The sequence below is a fragment of the Natronoarchaeum sp. GCM10025703 genome (genome assembly GCF_042661985.1).
Lineage (GTDB): Archaea > Halobacteriota > Halobacteria > Halobacteriales > Natronoarchaeaceae > Natranaeroarchaeum.
Map to the genome: position 1 here is coordinate 58665 of NZ_JBHSZF010000001.1, position 15718 is coordinate 74382.

General features: G+C 61.6%; 13 protein-coding genes and 4 pseudogenes. 4 read left to right on the top strand and 13 right to left on the bottom strand.

Going from position 1 to position 15718, the window contains the following annotated elements:
* Positions 1-287: 287 nt before the first annotated feature.
* Both ACFQH2_RS00320 and ACFQH2_RS00325 read right to left on the bottom strand, forming a co-directional pair.
* Positions 288-855, bottom strand: a pseudogene (locus ACFQH2_RS00320) (NUDIX hydrolase).
* 120 nt (positions 856-975) lie between these two features.
* Complete coding sequence (locus ACFQH2_RS00325) at positions 976-1389, bottom strand: Lrp/AsnC family transcriptional regulator (protein ID WP_377055739.1); 414 nt, start codon at positions 1387-1389, stop codon at positions 976-978.
* A 104-nt stretch (positions 1390-1493) separates the two neighbouring features.
* Between ACFQH2_RS00325 and carA the strand changes: the two genes are divergently transcribed.
* The gene (gene carA, locus ACFQH2_RS00330; RefSeq protein WP_377055741.1) at positions 1494-2561 is read left to right on the top strand and encodes a glutamine-hydrolyzing carbamoyl-phosphate synthase small subunit; all 1068 of its coding nucleotides are present in this window, start codon (positions 1494-1496) and stop codon (positions 2559-2561) included.
* A gap of 53 nt (positions 2562-2614) precedes the next feature.
* On the opposite strand, the pseudogene ACFQH2_RS00335 reads toward carA, so the two are convergent.
* From ACFQH2_RS00335 to ACFQH2_RS00350, 4 genes and pseudogenes are all read right to left on the bottom strand, one after another.
* Positions 2615-3801, bottom strand: a pseudogene (locus ACFQH2_RS00335) (ABC transporter ATP-binding protein).
* Between the two features lie 4 nt (positions 3802-3805).
* Positions 3806-4824: pseudogene (locus ACFQH2_RS00340) on the bottom strand (carbohydrate ABC transporter permease).
* Positions 4821-5831: a carbohydrate ABC transporter permease gene (locus ACFQH2_RS00345; protein WP_377055747.1), complete on the bottom strand. Its 1011-nt coding sequence runs from the start codon at positions 5829-5831 to the stop codon at positions 4821-4823. Before ACFQH2_RS00345 ends, ACFQH2_RS00340 begins: the two are co-directional and overlap by 4 nt.
* A 125-nt stretch (positions 5832-5956) precedes the next feature.
* Positions 5957-7399 (bottom strand): substrate-binding domain-containing protein, encoded by a 1443-nt coding sequence (locus tag ACFQH2_RS00350; RefSeq protein WP_377055749.1) that lies wholly within the window; start codon positions 7397-7399, stop codon positions 5957-5959.
* Positions 7400-7601: 202 nt separating this feature from the next.
* Between ACFQH2_RS00350 and ACFQH2_RS00355 the strand changes: the two genes are divergently transcribed.
* The 3 genes from ACFQH2_RS00355 to ACFQH2_RS00365 all read left to right on the top strand — a co-directional run bounded on the left by ACFQH2_RS00355 (position 7602) and on the right by ACFQH2_RS00365 (position 9121).
* Positions 7602-8069: a hypothetical protein gene (locus ACFQH2_RS00355; protein ID WP_377055751.1), complete on the top strand. Its 468-nt coding sequence runs from the start codon at positions 7602-7604 to the stop codon at positions 8067-8069.
* Positions 8070-8252: 183 nt separating this feature from the next.
* Positions 8253-8957, top strand: a complete 705-nt coding sequence (locus ACFQH2_RS00360; protein WP_377076314.1) for a hypothetical protein — start codon at positions 8253-8255, stop codon at positions 8955-8957.
* Positions 8957-9121: a hypothetical protein gene (locus ACFQH2_RS00365; RefSeq protein ID WP_377076315.1), complete on the top strand. Its 165-nt coding sequence runs from the start codon at positions 8957-8959 to the stop codon at positions 9119-9121. Before ACFQH2_RS00360 ends, ACFQH2_RS00365 begins: the two co-directional genes overlap by 1 nt.
* A 466-nt stretch (positions 9122-9587) precedes the next feature.
* Here ACFQH2_RS00365 and ACFQH2_RS00370 read toward each other — a convergent pair whose 3' ends face one another.
* From ACFQH2_RS00370 to ACFQH2_RS00400, 7 genes and pseudogenes are all read right to left on the bottom strand, one after another.
* Complete coding sequence (locus ACFQH2_RS00370) at positions 9588-10010, bottom strand: DUF4382 domain-containing protein (protein WP_377076316.1); 423 nt, start codon at positions 10008-10010, stop codon at positions 9588-9590.
* Between the two features lie 23 nt (positions 10011-10033).
* Positions 10034-10558 carry a hypothetical protein gene (locus ACFQH2_RS00375; protein WP_377076317.1) on the bottom strand — a complete coding sequence of 175 codons (525 nt, stop codon included), beginning with the start codon at positions 10556-10558 and terminating at the stop codon, positions 10034-10036.
* 243 nt (positions 10559-10801) lie between these two features.
* Positions 10802-14019: pseudogene (gene carB / locus ACFQH2_RS00380) on the bottom strand (carbamoyl-phosphate synthase large subunit).
* 142 nt (positions 14020-14161) lie between these two features.
* Positions 14162-14503: a glutaredoxin family protein gene (locus ACFQH2_RS00385; RefSeq protein WP_377055759.1), complete on the bottom strand. Its 342-nt coding sequence runs from the start codon at positions 14501-14503 to the stop codon at positions 14162-14164.
* A 43-nt stretch (positions 14504-14546) separates the two neighbouring features.
* Positions 14547-14792 carry a BolA family protein gene (locus ACFQH2_RS00390; protein WP_377055761.1) on the bottom strand — a complete coding sequence of 82 codons (246 nt, stop codon included), beginning with the start codon at positions 14790-14792 and terminating at the stop codon, positions 14547-14549.
* A 61-nt stretch (positions 14793-14853) separates the two neighbouring features.
* Positions 14854-14976: a hypothetical protein gene (locus ACFQH2_RS00395; protein WP_377076318.1), complete on the bottom strand. Its 123-nt coding sequence runs from the start codon at positions 14974-14976 to the stop codon at positions 14854-14856.
* Positions 14977-15058: 82 nt separating this feature from the next.
* Positions 15059-15670, bottom strand: coding sequence for a hypothetical protein (locus tag ACFQH2_RS00400; protein ID WP_377055763.1), 612 nt, complete (start codon positions 15668-15670; stop codon positions 15059-15061).
* Between the last annotated feature and the right edge of the window lie 48 nt (positions 15671-15718).

The following is a 15718-nucleotide window of genomic DNA, read 5'->3' on the forward strand; positions in this document are numbered from 1 at the left end:
TGATGCGGGTCCGGCCACGGCGCGTTGCGGTCGTACTCATTGTGGACTCATCTGGATGGGTCGCCGTCTCGGCGACGGCTTCCCTACCTGTATCTACGGTTAGGTGCCGTTGACTTATAAACCCTTGTCGATTGATAGCATATATCACAACACCGTCGAGAAGGGGAGATGTCGTCACGGAACGACGCCCACAGGGAGGCCAGACGAACGAGATCAGATCGCCGGAGGAGCCGTCACTCCGGTAGCTGTGTATTCCGTTTCGAGGAACAGCGAAGAGGGTTCCGACGCTACTGATTGAGGTCCCGGCGCATCGCGATTTCTGAACCAGGGGCAGAGACGCAGTTGTCGGTACCACTCGGGGTGTTCGTGCAGGCGCTCGTACGGCACCCACATCAGGCCAGCAACCTCCTCCTCGTCGGGATCGAGGCTGGTATCGTCGAGAGTTATCTGGAGGACGGCACAGACCTCGTGTTCGAGGCCCGCGTTCTCGTAATACCGTTTGTACTCGAAACGGTCCGTAAGTCGCAGGTCGGAGTACTGGTCGGGTGTGATGCCGAGTTCCTCTTCGAGACGTTCTCGTGTCGCCTCCTTCTGGCTCTGGCCCTCGACGGGGTGGGAGGCGACGGTGCCGTCCCAGTAGGTGTCCCAGAGGCGTTTGTTCGGGGCGCGCTGGGCGAGCAGGATGCGACCGTTGCCGTCGAAGATGAGCGCGGTAAACGCGCGGTGGCGGATCCCGTCGCCCGTATGGGCGTCTAGTCGGTTCACGAGCCCCTCGGGCTCGTCCTCGGCGTCGACCGCAATAACGTCCTGACCGGCATTCTCGTGTACTGGCGCGTCGGCGTCCTCGGTACTCATTATGAAAACGATCGAATACCAGCGTAAAACCGGCTTCGGTTTTGCGTGCGACCGAGAGCGGGACCGAACACCCCTTACTGACCACATTTCGAGACTCGAAGGACCTGACGAGAGATGCCGTTAGCCCAACTGCTCGTCGAGAATCAGGCGCGTCTCGGTGCTCACGACGTCGTCGAGTTCGCGGGTTTTCGTGATCAGTTCGTTGAGATCCTGTGTGTCCGCGGCGTCGACGACCAGCACGACGTCTTCCTCGCCGCTGACCTGCCAGACGAAATCGACCTCCTTCCAGTCGGTCATGCGCTCGGAGACGGCAGTCGTGTCGACGTCGACTGCGACGCTGACCTCGATCATCGCTTTGACGTTTCCGGTGCGCGTCGTGACGGTAAAGCGCTCGATAACGCCGTCCTCGGTCATCCGCTCGACGCGGTTACGGACGGTGCCTTCGGAGGTATCGACCTGTTCGGCGATCTCCGTGTACGGCGTCCGGGCGTCCCGCCGCAGGACATCCAGTATCTCTCTGTCGAGGTCGTCCATGATACACCAACGTTTCATCTCGGTACACTTACCGATTACGAAATTCGTAGCCTGGCTTCGAAAGAAATCTTTATGAGCGGTGAGACTGTACGCATTTCGTAACGATGGATGCCTACGTAGCGCTGGAGGGTGGCCATGTCGTCGAGGCACGTGGTCGCGTTCCCGGAAGTACACACGGCGAACTCGTTTTCACGACAGCATACACGGGCTACGAGGAGAGCCTGACCGACCCCTCATACGAGGAGCAGGTGCTCACTTTCTCGTACCCGCTCATCGGCAACTACGGCGTCCGAAAGGAGCGATTCGAGTCCGGACGCGTCCACCCCAACGCCGTCGTCGCCCGAGAACTCACCGAGGAAATCGTCGAGTGGCTGGACGAAGAGGACGTCCCCGCCGTCGACCACCTCGACACGCGTGACCTCGTGACCGACATCCGCGAAGAGGGTGCGATGAAGTGTGGTATCGTCGTCGGCGAGGACGTCACCGAGGCGGACGCGCTGGCACAGCTACACGCCTGCAAGGAGATGAGCGAGCACACGGATATCGGTGCACAGGTGAGCGTCGATGAGCGCGAGACCCACGCAGGAGACGGGGAGGCCTCGATCACGCTGATCGACTGTGGCCACAAGGGTTCGATCGTCGACTCGCTACTCGAGCGCGGCGCTGACGTCGACGTACTCCCCTACGACGCCACCGTCGAGGACGTCGCGGCGACCGAACCGGACGTGCTCTTCATCTCGAACGGCCCCGGCGATCCGGCCAACTTCGAGAGCGCCGTCGAACTGGTAGACCACTACGCGGGCGAGGTGCCGATCGCGGGGATCTGTCTCGGCCAGCAGATCGTCGCCCGGGCGCTCGGCGGCACCACCGAGAAGATGGACTTCGGCCACCGCGGCGTCAACCAGCCAGTCATGGACGTCCGCACCAACCGCGTCGTCATGACGACCCAGAATCACGGTTACACCGTCACCGACCCCGGTGAGAACCTCGATGTGACCCAGTTCAACGTCAACGACGACACCCCCGAAGGACTCGACAACGACGACCTGGAGATCATCACGCGCCAGTACCACCCCGAAGCCAACCCCGGCCCGCACGACTCGCTGGACTTCTTCGACGATGTGCTCGGGATGGTCGACGCTGCGACCGATCCGGTCGTCGCGGACGACTGACTGCGCGCAGTTTTTTCCCACAGAGAGCAACCGCGAGCGGCGGCTACTGGCAGTCATTGATACGGAAAACGAACGCGAGTCGAAAGGGAGCGTCTGGGTTCGGGCACTGACTTCGGTTCGAGGCCGTGGACGATGGCGTCCCCGGTGTTCGTGTCGAAGAGGTGGATCTTCTCGCGGTCGAGGATGACCGTTACCTCCTCGTCCTCGGCGATAGTCGTGTCCGGGCCGACGCTCATCAGCAACTGCCCTTCGCCGCGGCCCTCGGCGCTTGCTTCGACGTCACGCTCCATCAGCAGGTAGACGAACAGTTCGTCGCCCATCGGTTCGAGCACGTCCGTCACGACGTTGAACGTCCGGGTCGCCACGGCGGCGTCCGACTGATCGCGTTCGAGGTGGACGTCCTCGGGACGCACCCCGAGCGTGACCCGCTGGCCCGGTTCGACATCGTGTGTCGTCGGATCGAAGTCGATCGTCGCGTACTCGGACGTGAAACCGTCCTCGGTGATCTCCCCGTCCATGAAGTTCATCGACGGCGAGCCGATGAACCCGGCGACGAAGAGGTTCGTCGGCGTGTTGTAACACTCCAGCGGCGACGCGACCTGCTGGAGATTACCGGCGTCGATCACCGCGATCCGATCGGACATCGTCATCGCCTGAGCCTGATCGTGCGTGACGTAGATGATCGTCGTATCCAGTTGTTTATGGAGCCGCTGAAGCTGGGTCCGCATATGGACCTTGAGTTCCGCGTCGAGGTTCGCCAGCGGTTCGTCCATCAGGAAGACGTCCGGATCCCGAACGATCGCGCGTGCGATCGCGACACGCTGGCGTTGGCCGCCGGACATCTCGGAGGGCATCCGGTCCATCATCCCCTCAGCTGGACGATGTCGGCGGCCTCCTCGACGCGCCGGTCGACCTCCTCCTGGTCGTACTTTCGGAGCCGGAGCCCGAAGGAGATGTTGTCGTACACGTCCATGTGCGGGAACAGCGCGATGTTCTGAAACACCATCGAGATGCCCCGGTCTTTCGGCGGGAGGTTCGTGACGTCCCGTCCGCCGATGTGGACGGTGCCCTCCGTCGGGAGCGTGAGCCCCGCAATCGTTTCCATCGTGGTCGACTTCCCACAGCCCGAAGGCCCGACGAGCGTGACGAACTCGCCGTGTTCGATATCGAGGGTCATGCTGTCGACCGCCGTTACGTCTTCGTACCGTTTCGTGACGTTGTCGAGTGTTACTTCTGCCATTGGTTTACTCCTTGACTGCTCCTTGTGTAAGTCCGCTCACGATCTTTTCCTGTGCGACGATCACCAGTATCGCGATCGGCAATACGGCGATAATACTGGATGCCGCCATCAGATTGAACAGGGTCTCGTACTGGCCCTGAAAGCTCAACACGCCTTCGAGCATCGGTGCCCAGTCGTCGGGACGCCCGGACGTCATCAACGAGGAAAAGAAGTACTCGTTGTAGATGGTGATAAACGACAGCACACCAGCGGTCGCGACGCCCGGAGCAGACAGGGGAACGATGACGCGGAACAGCGCGCCGAGGCGGGTCGTCCCCTCAACTCTGGCGGCGTCCTCTGCCCATCCGGGATCTGGGAGTAGAACACCATCAGGATGAAGATAGCGAGCGGGAGGTACAACGCCGAGACCGGAATGATGATCGCCGATGGATGGTTGTACAGCGAACCGTTCGAGACGATCGGTTCCAGCACGGCGAAGTTCCGGCTGAACAGCCGGTTTAGTGGCACGAAGAAGGCTGCTGGCGGGAAAAAGGACACGACCAGCACGGTCAACAGTAGCGGCGTCTTCCCCCGGAACTGGAGTCGTCCGAAGACGTAGCCTGCCAGCGATGCCACAAAGAGGACGAGCACCGTCCCGATCGTAGCGATCAGGAAACTGTTGAACACGAACCGGTGGAACGGGAGCGTCGTGAAGACGTCGATGAACGCACCCGGATTGGTCCCCATGGCGATATCACCCTCTGTAAGCAACGAGGCGTCGAATCCGCCGGGCGTGAGGACGATACTGTCCCGTCCGAACTGGCCTGACGGCGTCAGCGCGAGCATCAGTAGCCAGTAGAACGGGAACAGCGTGGTCAGCAAGAACGCGATCGTAAAGGTGTAAAACGCCATCTTGTAGGCGCGTTCGGGGTTGCTGATCATCCTCGCAACCCACGCCTCTACGAGACCCCGATCGATCTCGGGTTCGTCCGTCATCTGTTGCTGTGCGGCGATATCTGGGTGTTCTTCGGTATCGGTACTCATGATAGACTCTCACCTCCAGTATCTCGCAGGAAGATCAGGTAGACGAGGACGAACAGCGAGATTACGATGGCGGTCAGGAACGCCACCGTCGACGCCGTTGCCCAGCGTCTGGTCTGATCCAGCGAGATAATCACAAGACAGGTCATAGATGGGACCGTCGAGCAGCCGACGCTGGCGTCGATGAGCCCGTAGATGCGCATCGCGTCCATCGTTCGGAACAGCATGGCGACGATCAGTGCGGGTCCGACTAGCGGTAGCGTGATGTATTTGAACCGCTGCCACGGCGTCGCCCCGGACACTTTTGCGACGTCGTACAGGGATCGATCGATACTCTGGAGTCCGGCGAGGATCAGCAACGCCATGAACGCCGACGTCTTCCAGATATCGGCCACGGTGACGATTATAAACGAGTCGCGCGTGCTCGCCAGTGGATTCGCTCCGAACAGCCCAAGCGATTGCATCGGATCGCTCAGGAAGCCGACGTTCGGGTTGAAGACCAGGAAGAAGATCATTGCCTGGATGACGATCGGTACGGCCCACGGGATGATGACCGCGACCCGGACCCACCGGTTACCCCGGAAGTCCTTATCGAGAACGAGCGCCTGTCCGAAGCCGATCAGCGTCTCGAACAGGACGCTGATGATCACGAACGCGAGCGTGACGAACAGCGCCTGCCGCAGGAACGGCGCTCCCATCTCGATATACGGGAATCCGCTCGTAGTCGTGATGTCGATGAACTGTCGTGGCACTCGTGCATCACCCGTCAGCACGTCGATGTAGTTGTCGAGGCCCACGAACCCACCGAACACTTCGACCGCCGCAGTCTGGTCCTTGAGCATCGAGAACCGGAGCGTCTGGAGTAGCGGATAGAACGCCACTAACCCCAGCAACGCGAACGCTGGCGCGAGCAAGATGTAGGCGTACACCTCTTCGGTCTGTGTTTCGAGCCAGTTGAGCGGCCGCATCAGGAGCCGCGAACTCTGGCCAGATTGTTGATCTGTTGACATGATTCTGGTTATCCCCCGGTCATCAGTGATCGACTGTTGTGCGCGATCATCTGTGTTGATTAATAAGTAACATTGGAAATGAGTATTAAACCTATCGGGGAGCGGGTCCGACAGGCGTTACACCCTTACTGTTCGGAACTTTCGAGCTGGGTTTGGAGTTCAGACATCGCGTCTTCGGGAGTCTTTTCGCCCCTGTAGGCATCGTGGACCTCCTGGTAGACGAGTGCGGACTGCTCGGGCCAGAGATCGGTCACCGGCCGCGGAACGGTGTTCTCGGCGATGAACGACAGGGTGTCGAGGTGATCGCCGATCGGTCCGACCGCCTCCGGGTCGGCGTTCGACAGGACATTCGGGTCCGGCGGGAGCGTCGCCTGCAACTCGAAGACCTCGAGCATCACGCTCTCGTTGGCAAAGGCCTCGAGCACCTGCACAGCGTCGTCGACGCTGTCCGAGTTGGGGTTGACAGTGAAGTGCCAGCCGCCAAGGGCGTGAGAGCTACCGCCAGCACCCTCGTACTCGGCTTCCGATTCTTCGACCGCGTAGGGGAGCGGCATCGTTCCGACCTCGCCGACACCGTCCTCGGCGTGGATCGGGATGACGTACGGCCAGTTACGCATGAAGATCGCGTTCCCGCCTGTGAACGGGGCCCGGGCCTCCTCTTCGCCGAATTCGACGAGATCGCTGTTGGTGATCTGTGGGTAGCCGTCGAGGGTGTTCTCCTCGTCGGGACCGTACATGAACGACCGCATCATGCGGATCGTGTCGTACATCGGCTCGTCGTCGACGGTGACCGGCCGGTCACCGACCGGCCCGAAGAGGTTCTCGTGGTCGCCGAAGTACGCACCGCCCCACGAGGTCATCGTCTCGTTGAACGTACAGCACGAAAGGCCCTCGTAGGCCTGTGCCTGCGTGGTGAACCCGTAGTCGTAATCGCCGTCGGAGCCGCCGTGGTACTCCCAGACCTCGGCGGCGACTTCGGCGAACTGCTGCCAGGTCATCGGCTCGGTCGACCAGTTCTCGGCTTCCGGATCGAACCCGGCCTCCTCGACCAGATCCTTCCGGTAGTTCATCATCGGGTAGTCCGGGAAGAACGGGAGCGCCTGCAGTTCGCCAGTTTCCGGATTGGTTGCGGTGTCGACCGAGGCCTGCAGGTAGTCGTTCTTGACGGACTCGAGCGTCTCGTCCGAGAGTTCCTCTTCGAGGTTGACGACCTGCTCGCGGAGCATAAACGGAATCGTCCAGCCGGAGTCCATCATGAAGACGTCCGGACTGGCACGGCCCGCGTCCAGTGTATTCGTGTAGTCTGCCCGTCGTGAGTCAGTCTCGAAGTCGCCTGGCAGGATCCGGATTTCGATGCCCTCGTCGAGACCCGCGTCCCAGAGCGCCTGCTGAATCTCGTCTTCGATTCCGGCGAAGTTGTCGTCCGCCGAGATTTCTATTCCCTCGAATTCGTCCCCGAGACAGCCAGCAACGCCCATTGCGGCGCTCGCCGCTCCTGTAGCTTGCAGGAACCGGCGTCGGGAAACGCCACTCGGCTTTCCGTCAGTGGTCGGATCGTTTTCAACCATTACACCTGTTGTTAATGATACTATCCTACTTATAGATACCGCAAGTCTCGAATGATCAATCATCAAATACGAATAGCGAACAGTAAGATTCGTCTCCGAGAACCCGCTCTTCTGGCGCACCTCAGAGACTCACAGTCGGGAGAGTAGCCACCTGGTGACGCTGAAAGCGTTAAGTCGGTGGATGCAGAACACGATACTGATTGTGACGACCTCAGAGAACGCGGCCGACGACGCGATCGAAGAGAGCCTTGGGCTGTTTGGCTGGCTGGAGGAGATTTTCTTCGCCGGGGTCGAGCTATCGGTCCTGGCGACGCCTGGCTTTCTGGCAGTGTTCCTGCTGCAGTACCAGTATCCCGATGCGGTCCCGCTGGCGGGTCTCATGGCACTGTTCGTCGGCTATCTGTCGCTCGCGGGCTTTCGCCAGCAGACGATCGATGTCGGGAAGTGGCCCCGTCGCGGCGAGTTGACGAGCGCGCCGCTCCGGGTGCTGTACTTTAGCGTCCTGTATTTTATCTCGTCGTGGGGCGTCGGAGCGGCGGCGGTTTCGCTGGGATCGTACTGGTATACCCTCTTCGGCGGCGTCGTTATCGCGCTGGGACTGGCGGCGTTCCCGAGCGTGTACCGACTCGTCCACGGCGATCCGACGACGAAACCGGCCGAAATGGTCTGATCGCCACCGTAGTCGATATTTTTACAACACCTGAAGCAAACGATTTGGTATGTCACTGATCGATAGCCTCGCGCGGGGGCCGAGGCGATTCGTCGTCCGGAGTACACCGGCGAGAATCGCTGCGAGTCGTGTACGGTTGTCAACGCCGCGATAGTCGCGATAATCGGCCTGATCCTCTACAAGGTGCGAAAGCCGCTCGGCTATCTCGCCGTCGGCGTCGGGAGTGTACTGATCTACCTCCGTGGTTACGTCGTTCCGGGCACGCCGTCGTTCGCTCCCGATCTGGTTCGCCCACTCCCGGTCGACTTCGACCACGACGAACCGGAGGGCGTCGGGTCCGGGTCGCTCACCGGGAGCGACGACACGGAGGCCGATCCGGCCAACTTCGAGGGCGAAGAGATCATTGAGGCACTCGCCGGGGCAGGCGTTATCGAAGCCGGCGAGGAAGAGCTATTCCTGAACGAGTCGTTCCGGGATAGCTGGGAAGACCGGATCGAAGAACTCGCCGACCTCGAACCGCAGGCGCTGGCGGACCGAACGGCGGCGGCCTCACCACACGACGTCGAAGGGGAGGCCCACGGCAGTCGGATCCTGATCAAGGGCGCGGGCCGCGATATCTGGCTCAGCCACCCGATCGCGATCGCCGAGGTGGCGGCAACCGAGACGCTCGCTAACTGGGACGTGGACGCCGATATGCGCGCGGCGGCGGCAGAGCCGCTGCGAACGTTCATCGAACTCTGTCCGAACTGTGGCGGCGACGTCATCGAGACGACGATCCGGAACTGCTGTGGCGGCCCCGGCACGTATCAGCGCCGACCGGGACAACTGGTGCTCGCGTGTGAAGACTGTGATACCGTCCTCTTCGAGTTCGACGAGGCCGCTGTCTAGTGGTAGCCGACCCGGGCCGCCGTTTCTTCGGCGACGCGGGGGAACAGCAGGATCGAGACGATAGCCACGGGACCAGCCCAGAGAACACCCGCGGGCGGCCAGCCGAGGGCGGCGGCGACCACGACCCCCCAAAGGCCGACACCACGAAGGCGAGATTGAAGTAGACGACCCGAAGTGCGAGTAGCCAGGGCGAGAGCGTCACCCAGCCCGCAGTCTCCGTCGCAAGGGGCTGGATCCACCCGCCCCGGATCAGCGTTCCGACGGCCGTCATCAGCATCCACGCGACAAGCGCGGTCGCCGTGGCATCGTACCAGACACCGGGCGGGAGCAACATCACGAGCACCAGCACTGGCAACGATAGCACCGAAATCTCGGCGTAGATTCGGATGACGTCCTGCAGAAGCATGCCGAGGGGATCTTTTTCGACCCGCCTGAGCGTCCCGTGACCGTACCAGATGCGTCGCTCCGTAGAGTCGGCAGCCTGCGTTTCCCGCCCGGGCGCTCCGTCACGACGTCTCATACGCGATAGTTACGACGCGCTGAGTAAGGAGGTATGGGGTGGGACGTCGATATAGGGTACAAAGGGACGTCAACTACTGTACTACGGCGTCAGAGACCGGAGTCGATACGTTACTGGGTAGAGTTGTCAGTCGAGTCATCCCCATCGGCGTCGTTCGAATCCTGCTCTGTGTTCTGTTCGTCGCTGTCATCCGCGTCTTCGGCGTCTGCTTCGTCGGCCGCTTCATCGTCTTCTTCTTCCTCTTCGTCCTCGTCATCGACCTCTTCGACGTCGACGTCTTCGCCGTTGACACCGCTCCCCGAGATGACGGGGCGCAGATTATAGCCGCCGTTGCCTTTCCGGACGACGTGAATGTCGAAGACGAAGGTCGTGGTCTCCTCCGCACGAACCTCGAACCCGTGGACTATCTGGAGTTTCCCGCTGGGAATCTTCACGTTGACCTCCTCGCCGTCGACCATTCCCACGATGTTCTCCGCGTAGAGTTCGACTTTGGAGTACTTGCCGGCGTCGAGTTCGCCCTCGAAGACGGCCATCGCTTTGTCGCCGACGACCTGGGTTAGATCGACGGTCGCGCTGTCCAGTTCGATGTAGAAGGAGTCCCGATCGTCTCCTCTTCTTCCTCTTCGTCTTCTTTTTCACCTTCTTGCTCGTCTTCCTCGTTCGCGCCGTCCTCGTCCGGCACGTCTTCTCCGTCTTCTTCGCCGTTTTCGGCTTCCCCATCGTTCTCTTCGGCGTCCTCGCCGTTTTCGGCTTCCTCGTCGTCCTCTTCGTCTTCTTCGCCGTTTTCGGCTTCCCCATCGTCCTCTTCTTCGCCAGGGAACACGCGCGCTTCGTCGAGCGTAACCTCGAGGGAGTCGAAGTCGCCGATATCGGCCGGCAGGTCAGTGACCAACAGACGGAACATGCCGCTTTCGACGTTCTTGTCGTCGGTCGTGGGTTCGGTATCGCCGCCACCCGTACAGCCAGCGATCAACGCGGCACCCGCTGCCCCGCCGGCCGCGAGTACACTGCGGCGGTGCATACCGTCGTCGTCGTCCGACGTGCGATTCTGTCGTTCGTAATCCGCTCGGTTGTTCGTCATGCATCCAGACCCAGGTGCTAATCGGGGTAATAAGAGGCAGTTTGTTTGCCCGAATTGCACCATATTTATCCGAATTTAGTTAGTTTATATCCGATTGTACACGGAGGTTTCAGGCCCTCTTTAGGCATATTTCGGATAATACGGAAATTGGTGCCGCTAGAAGAGTCGTCCTGCCGCCAGCGACTGGACAGTAACTTGCAAGTCTGGTCCGCCGGACGGTCAGTCAGTCGTGTGGGCCGTCAGCTACTGTTTGGGCTGGCCCCAGTACTCCTGACGCTGTGGGCGGTCGGTAACCGGTCTGACGTCGATCGGATCGTCCTGTTGCTTGCGTGCTTCGAGCGCCGCCTTCGCGGAAGCGGTCGTCGAGAAGTACGTGACTTCCTCCTCGACGGCCGTCTCCAGCAGATCGCGGTCGCGCGAGATGATCAGATCGACCTCGCCGCGCTTGACTGCATCGATCAGATCGACTGCTTCGCAGAGATCGTAGTAGTTGGTGAACCCGTCAACCAGAGCCTCGCCGGTCTCGCTGTCCGGGCCGGGGAACTCGTCGGCCGAGAGATCGATGACGACAGTCCCCGATTCGGGGATCGGCTTGCCGACCGAGTCCTGGGCTTTGTCGTAGGCTTTGCCGAACGTGTCTGCGGTCCCCATGACCTCGCCGGTCGATTTCATCTCCGGGCCGAGACGCGGGTCCGACCCCGGCAGACGGTCGAACGGCAGGACGACCTCCTTGATCGAGGTCTGGGCGGGAACCTGCTCTTGCACGTCGAGTTCGTCGAGGGGGTGCCGTTCATCACCTTCGCCGCGAGCTTTGCGATCGGAACGCCGGTCGCCTTCGAGACGAACGGGACGGTACGCGAAGAGCGTGGGTTCGCTTCCAGCACGTACACTTCCTCGTCCTTGACTGCGAGTTGGACGTTCATCAGGCCGACCGTATCGAGCGCGTGGGCGATCTCTTCGGTCACTTCGCGGACGCGGCGGTTGACGTCGCGGCCGAGCGACCGGGGCGGGATCATACACGCCGAGTCGCCGGAGTGGACCCCGGCGCTTTCGACGTGTTCCATGATACCGCCGATGATGACGTTCTCGCCGTCCGCCACGGCATCGACGTCGAGTTCGATGGCGTCTTCGAGGAAGTCGTCGACGAGGATCGGTTTGTCCGGTGCGACACGAACCGCCTCCTCGATGTAGGTCTTCAGTTCGGCGTCGCTGTAGACGACCTGCATCGCGCGACCGCCGAGTACGTAGGAGGGGCGCACGAGAACGGGGTAGCCGATCTCGTGAGCGAGTTCGATCGCTCCCCCTCGCTGGTGGCGGTACCACCCTCTGGCTGGGCGATGCCCAGGTCGTTCATCAGGGCGTTGAACCGGTTGCGATCCTCCGCAAGGTCCATCGCCTCGACGCTCGTGCCCATGATCTCGCAGTCCAGACCGCGGCGCTCGATCTCGTCCTGCAAGGGTTCGCCGATGTTGACCGACGTCTGCCCACCGAACTGGACCATCACGCCGTCAGCACCGGTGGCCTCGGCCACGTCCGCGACCTCTTCGGCCGTAATCGGCTCGAAAAAGAGGCCGTCGGAGGTGTCGTAGTCGGTCGAGACCGTCTCGGGGTTGTTGTTGACGACGTAGGCGTCGATACCGAGTTCGCGTAGCGCACGGACCGCGTGGACCGAACAGTAGTCGAACTCGACGCCCTGTCCGATGCGGATCGGACCACCGCCGACGACGATCACGCTCTCGGCGTCGCGGTCGACTTCGAGTTCGCCCGCCGCGGCGTCGCCTTTCAGCGGCCCGGACTCGAACTCCGACTTGCGCGAGGAGTAGTAGTACGGCGTCTCGGCCTCGAATTCGCCGGCACAGGTGTCGACCTGCTTGTAGCTACGGCCAGGCACCGACTGCTCGACGCTCTCGACCTCTGCGCCCCCTGCCGCGGCGATAGTCGCATTGGTGTGACCCGCGATCGCCGCCTCGGTAAAGTCGCCGTTCTGGGCCGCTGCGTCGAGTCGGCAATGCGTTTGTACCGCTCTGTGTACCACTCGAAGATGCCAGTCAGTTCGACGACCTCGTCGACGTCGTAGCCGCGCTCGAACGCCTCGAACATCGCGTACGGACGATCCGGCGACGGTCGTTCGAGGTAGTGTTCTTCGAGTTCCCCGTCGTCGACCTCGGCCCAGTCGGCCTCGGGGTCGTACTCCGAGGAACGAAGCGCCTTCAGCAGTGACTCCTCGAACGTGCGGCCGATCGACATCGCCTCGCCCGTCGATTTCATCGCCGTCGTCAGCTCGAAGTCGACGTCCTCGAACTTGTCTTTGGGCCAGCGCGGCACCTTGGTGACGACGTAGTCGATCGCTGGCTCGAAGGCGGCGGTCGTCTCGCCGGTGATCTCGTTGTCTATCTCGTGGAGGCGCTTGCCGAGCGCGACCTTCGCGGTCACGCGGGCGATGGGGTAGCCGGTCGCCTTCGAGGCGAGCGCAGACGAGCGGGAGACGCGTGGGTTGACCTCGACCACCCTGTATTCGCCACCAGGCGTCCCGTCGTCGTGCCACGCGAACTGGATGTTACAGCCGCCCTGGATGCCGAGTTCGCGGATCACGTCGAGTGCGGCGGTGCGCATCTCCTGGTGGCCCTGGTCGGGGACGATCTGGGAGGGCGTGACGACTGTCGATTCGCCCGTGTGAATGCCCATCGGGTCGATGTTCTCCATGTTGCAGATGATGATACAGGAGTCGTCGGCATCCCGCATCACCTCGTATTCGTACTCGACCCAGCCGGCGATCGACTCGGTGATCAGCACCTCACTGTTGCGCGAGAGGCGAAGCCCTTGCGGACGCGCTCGATCAGTTCGCCCATCTCGCCGACGACGCCGGAGCCGGAGCCACCGAGCGTGTAGGTGGTGCGCGCGATGACCGGCAGTCCGCCGACCTCGTCGACCGCGTCGTGGACTCGGTCTTCCAGGTCGGCGTCGGTGAGTTCGGCGACGGATTCGCCCTCGTCGAGGGAGATCGTCGTCGACGCGGGAACCGGCTGGCCGATGTTCTCCATGCGCTGGCGAAACAGATCACGGTCCTCGGTCGCGTAGATGGTGTCCAGCGACGTGCCCATGATCTCGACGTCGTACTCGTCGAGGACGCCCTCTTCGGCGAGTTCGGCGGTGACGTTCAGCCCAGTCTGGCCGCCCAGTCCGGCGATAACGCCGTCGGGCCGCTCAGCGGCGATGATCTCCGAGATGGCCTCGGTCGTGATCGGTTCGATGTACACTTCGTCGGCCATCTCCGGGTCCGTCATGATCGTCGCGGGGTTGGAGTTGACCAGTACGACCTTCGCACCCTCCTCCTGGAGCGCGCGGCAGGCCTGTGCGCCCGAATAGTCGAATTCGGCAGCCTGTCCGATCTGTATCGGACCGCTCCCGATGAGCAGGATCGTGCGATCCTCCTCGTCGCCGGTTGTCCCGTCGGTAGTCATTTCTATCTACTCGAAGTCCGTACATCGTAATAAGCCCGGCGAAAGATTACGAACAGCGAAATCGAGTTTCGAATTTCGAATTATCGGAGCGACGAACCCGGGGTTGCTCGCATCGGTACTGTCTCCCCCGCGTCTCTGCCCCTCAGACGTCGAGTTTGGACTCGAGTTCGCCACGCTCGTCGAGTTCCTCGACGATATCACTGCCGCCGACGAACTCGCCGTCGACGAACGTCTGTGGAATCGTCTCCCAGCCGCTGTGGTCTTCTAACGCCGCACGATACTCGTCGAGGGCCTGCAGTACGTCGACCGTCTCGACGTCGTCGCGGTACTGGCTAAGCAGACCGAGCGCTTTGCGGGAGTAACCACACTGTGGCATTAGTTCGGTGCCTTTCATGAAGAGGACGACGTCGTTCTGCTCGATGACTTCCTCGACGCGCTCTGCTACCTCGTCCGCGGACAGGTCAGTTTCTGGCTCGAACGTCATATGGCGGGTACTCGTGGCTACTCATTAAAAGGCCTGCCGCCGCTTACTCCTCGTACTGCTCGGGCGTGTACGTGCTCAGTTCGATAGCGTGGATGTCGGTCGTCATGTGCTCGCCCAGCGCGTCGTAGACGAGTTCGTGCTGTTCGACCAGTGATTTCCCCTCGAACGCCGGGGAGACTATCTCGGCCGCGAGATGGTCGTCCTCTTCAACGCCGCGCGGGCGCGTAACTGTTGCCTGTGCATCCGGAAGTTCGGCTTCGATAAGGTCGGCGACGTCCTGATGGTCCATACAGGTCGGTGGGTATGCAGAGAGAAAAACGTGACTCAGTGGTGGCCCGGCGGTCGAGCGCTCACTCGCCGCCCATCTTGCGGCCCGACTTCGTCTCGACGTCTAGCGACCGGACAACTGGGTCGGAGTGAACGTCGATATGCATCAGGAGGTCCGGCCGGGGGTAGTGGTATACCTCACGCAAATGCGGCTGGAAGAGAAAATCCCCACCCTGGCTCGGGCTCGCTGGGCGCGACCAGAGTTCGCAGTGGTACAGCTAATCGCGGCTAGACTATCGTGAGCTGGTCGGTGATCCGCTCCGTTCCGTCGATGCTCTCGCCCTCGACAACGATTTCGTACCGATACGTCCCCGACGAGACGTCGTCGTCGGTCGAGAGTTTCCCACCCCACTCTTCAGGTCTGAACTTCTCGTGAGGTCCCGACCAGTCGAGGTTGATCGGATCGAAGTCGGCATCCGGGAACTCGACGGTCACGGACTCGAGCTCGCCGGCGCCCAAGTGATCGCCGGACACCTGATCGAAGACATCGACGTTCATTGCGATGTCCGTCCCGGCCGCGAACCGACCGATGCTCGCACAGGACTGTCCTTCCTCTTCGCCACCGTTTTCGCCCCCATTTTCGGTCGTCGTCGTCTCGTTCGAGACCGTCGTATTCTCTGACGGCGTCTCATTCCCACCATCGTCACCATCGTCACCACCGTCACCACCAGCGTCGTCTTCGGGGCCCGGATCAGTAATATAGTTACAGCCAGCAAGACCGATCGTCGCCCACGTCGCTGCACCGGACGCAACGAGTCGACGTCGCGTGAGATTCGATCGCTGATTCGGGCCCGTCTCCTCATTGTTACCTCCAGAAGGTTCAGGATCGTCGTTACTCATACTGCCTTATGATAGCGATGCAGCCCACATAAAGCCGTTCCCCTATTA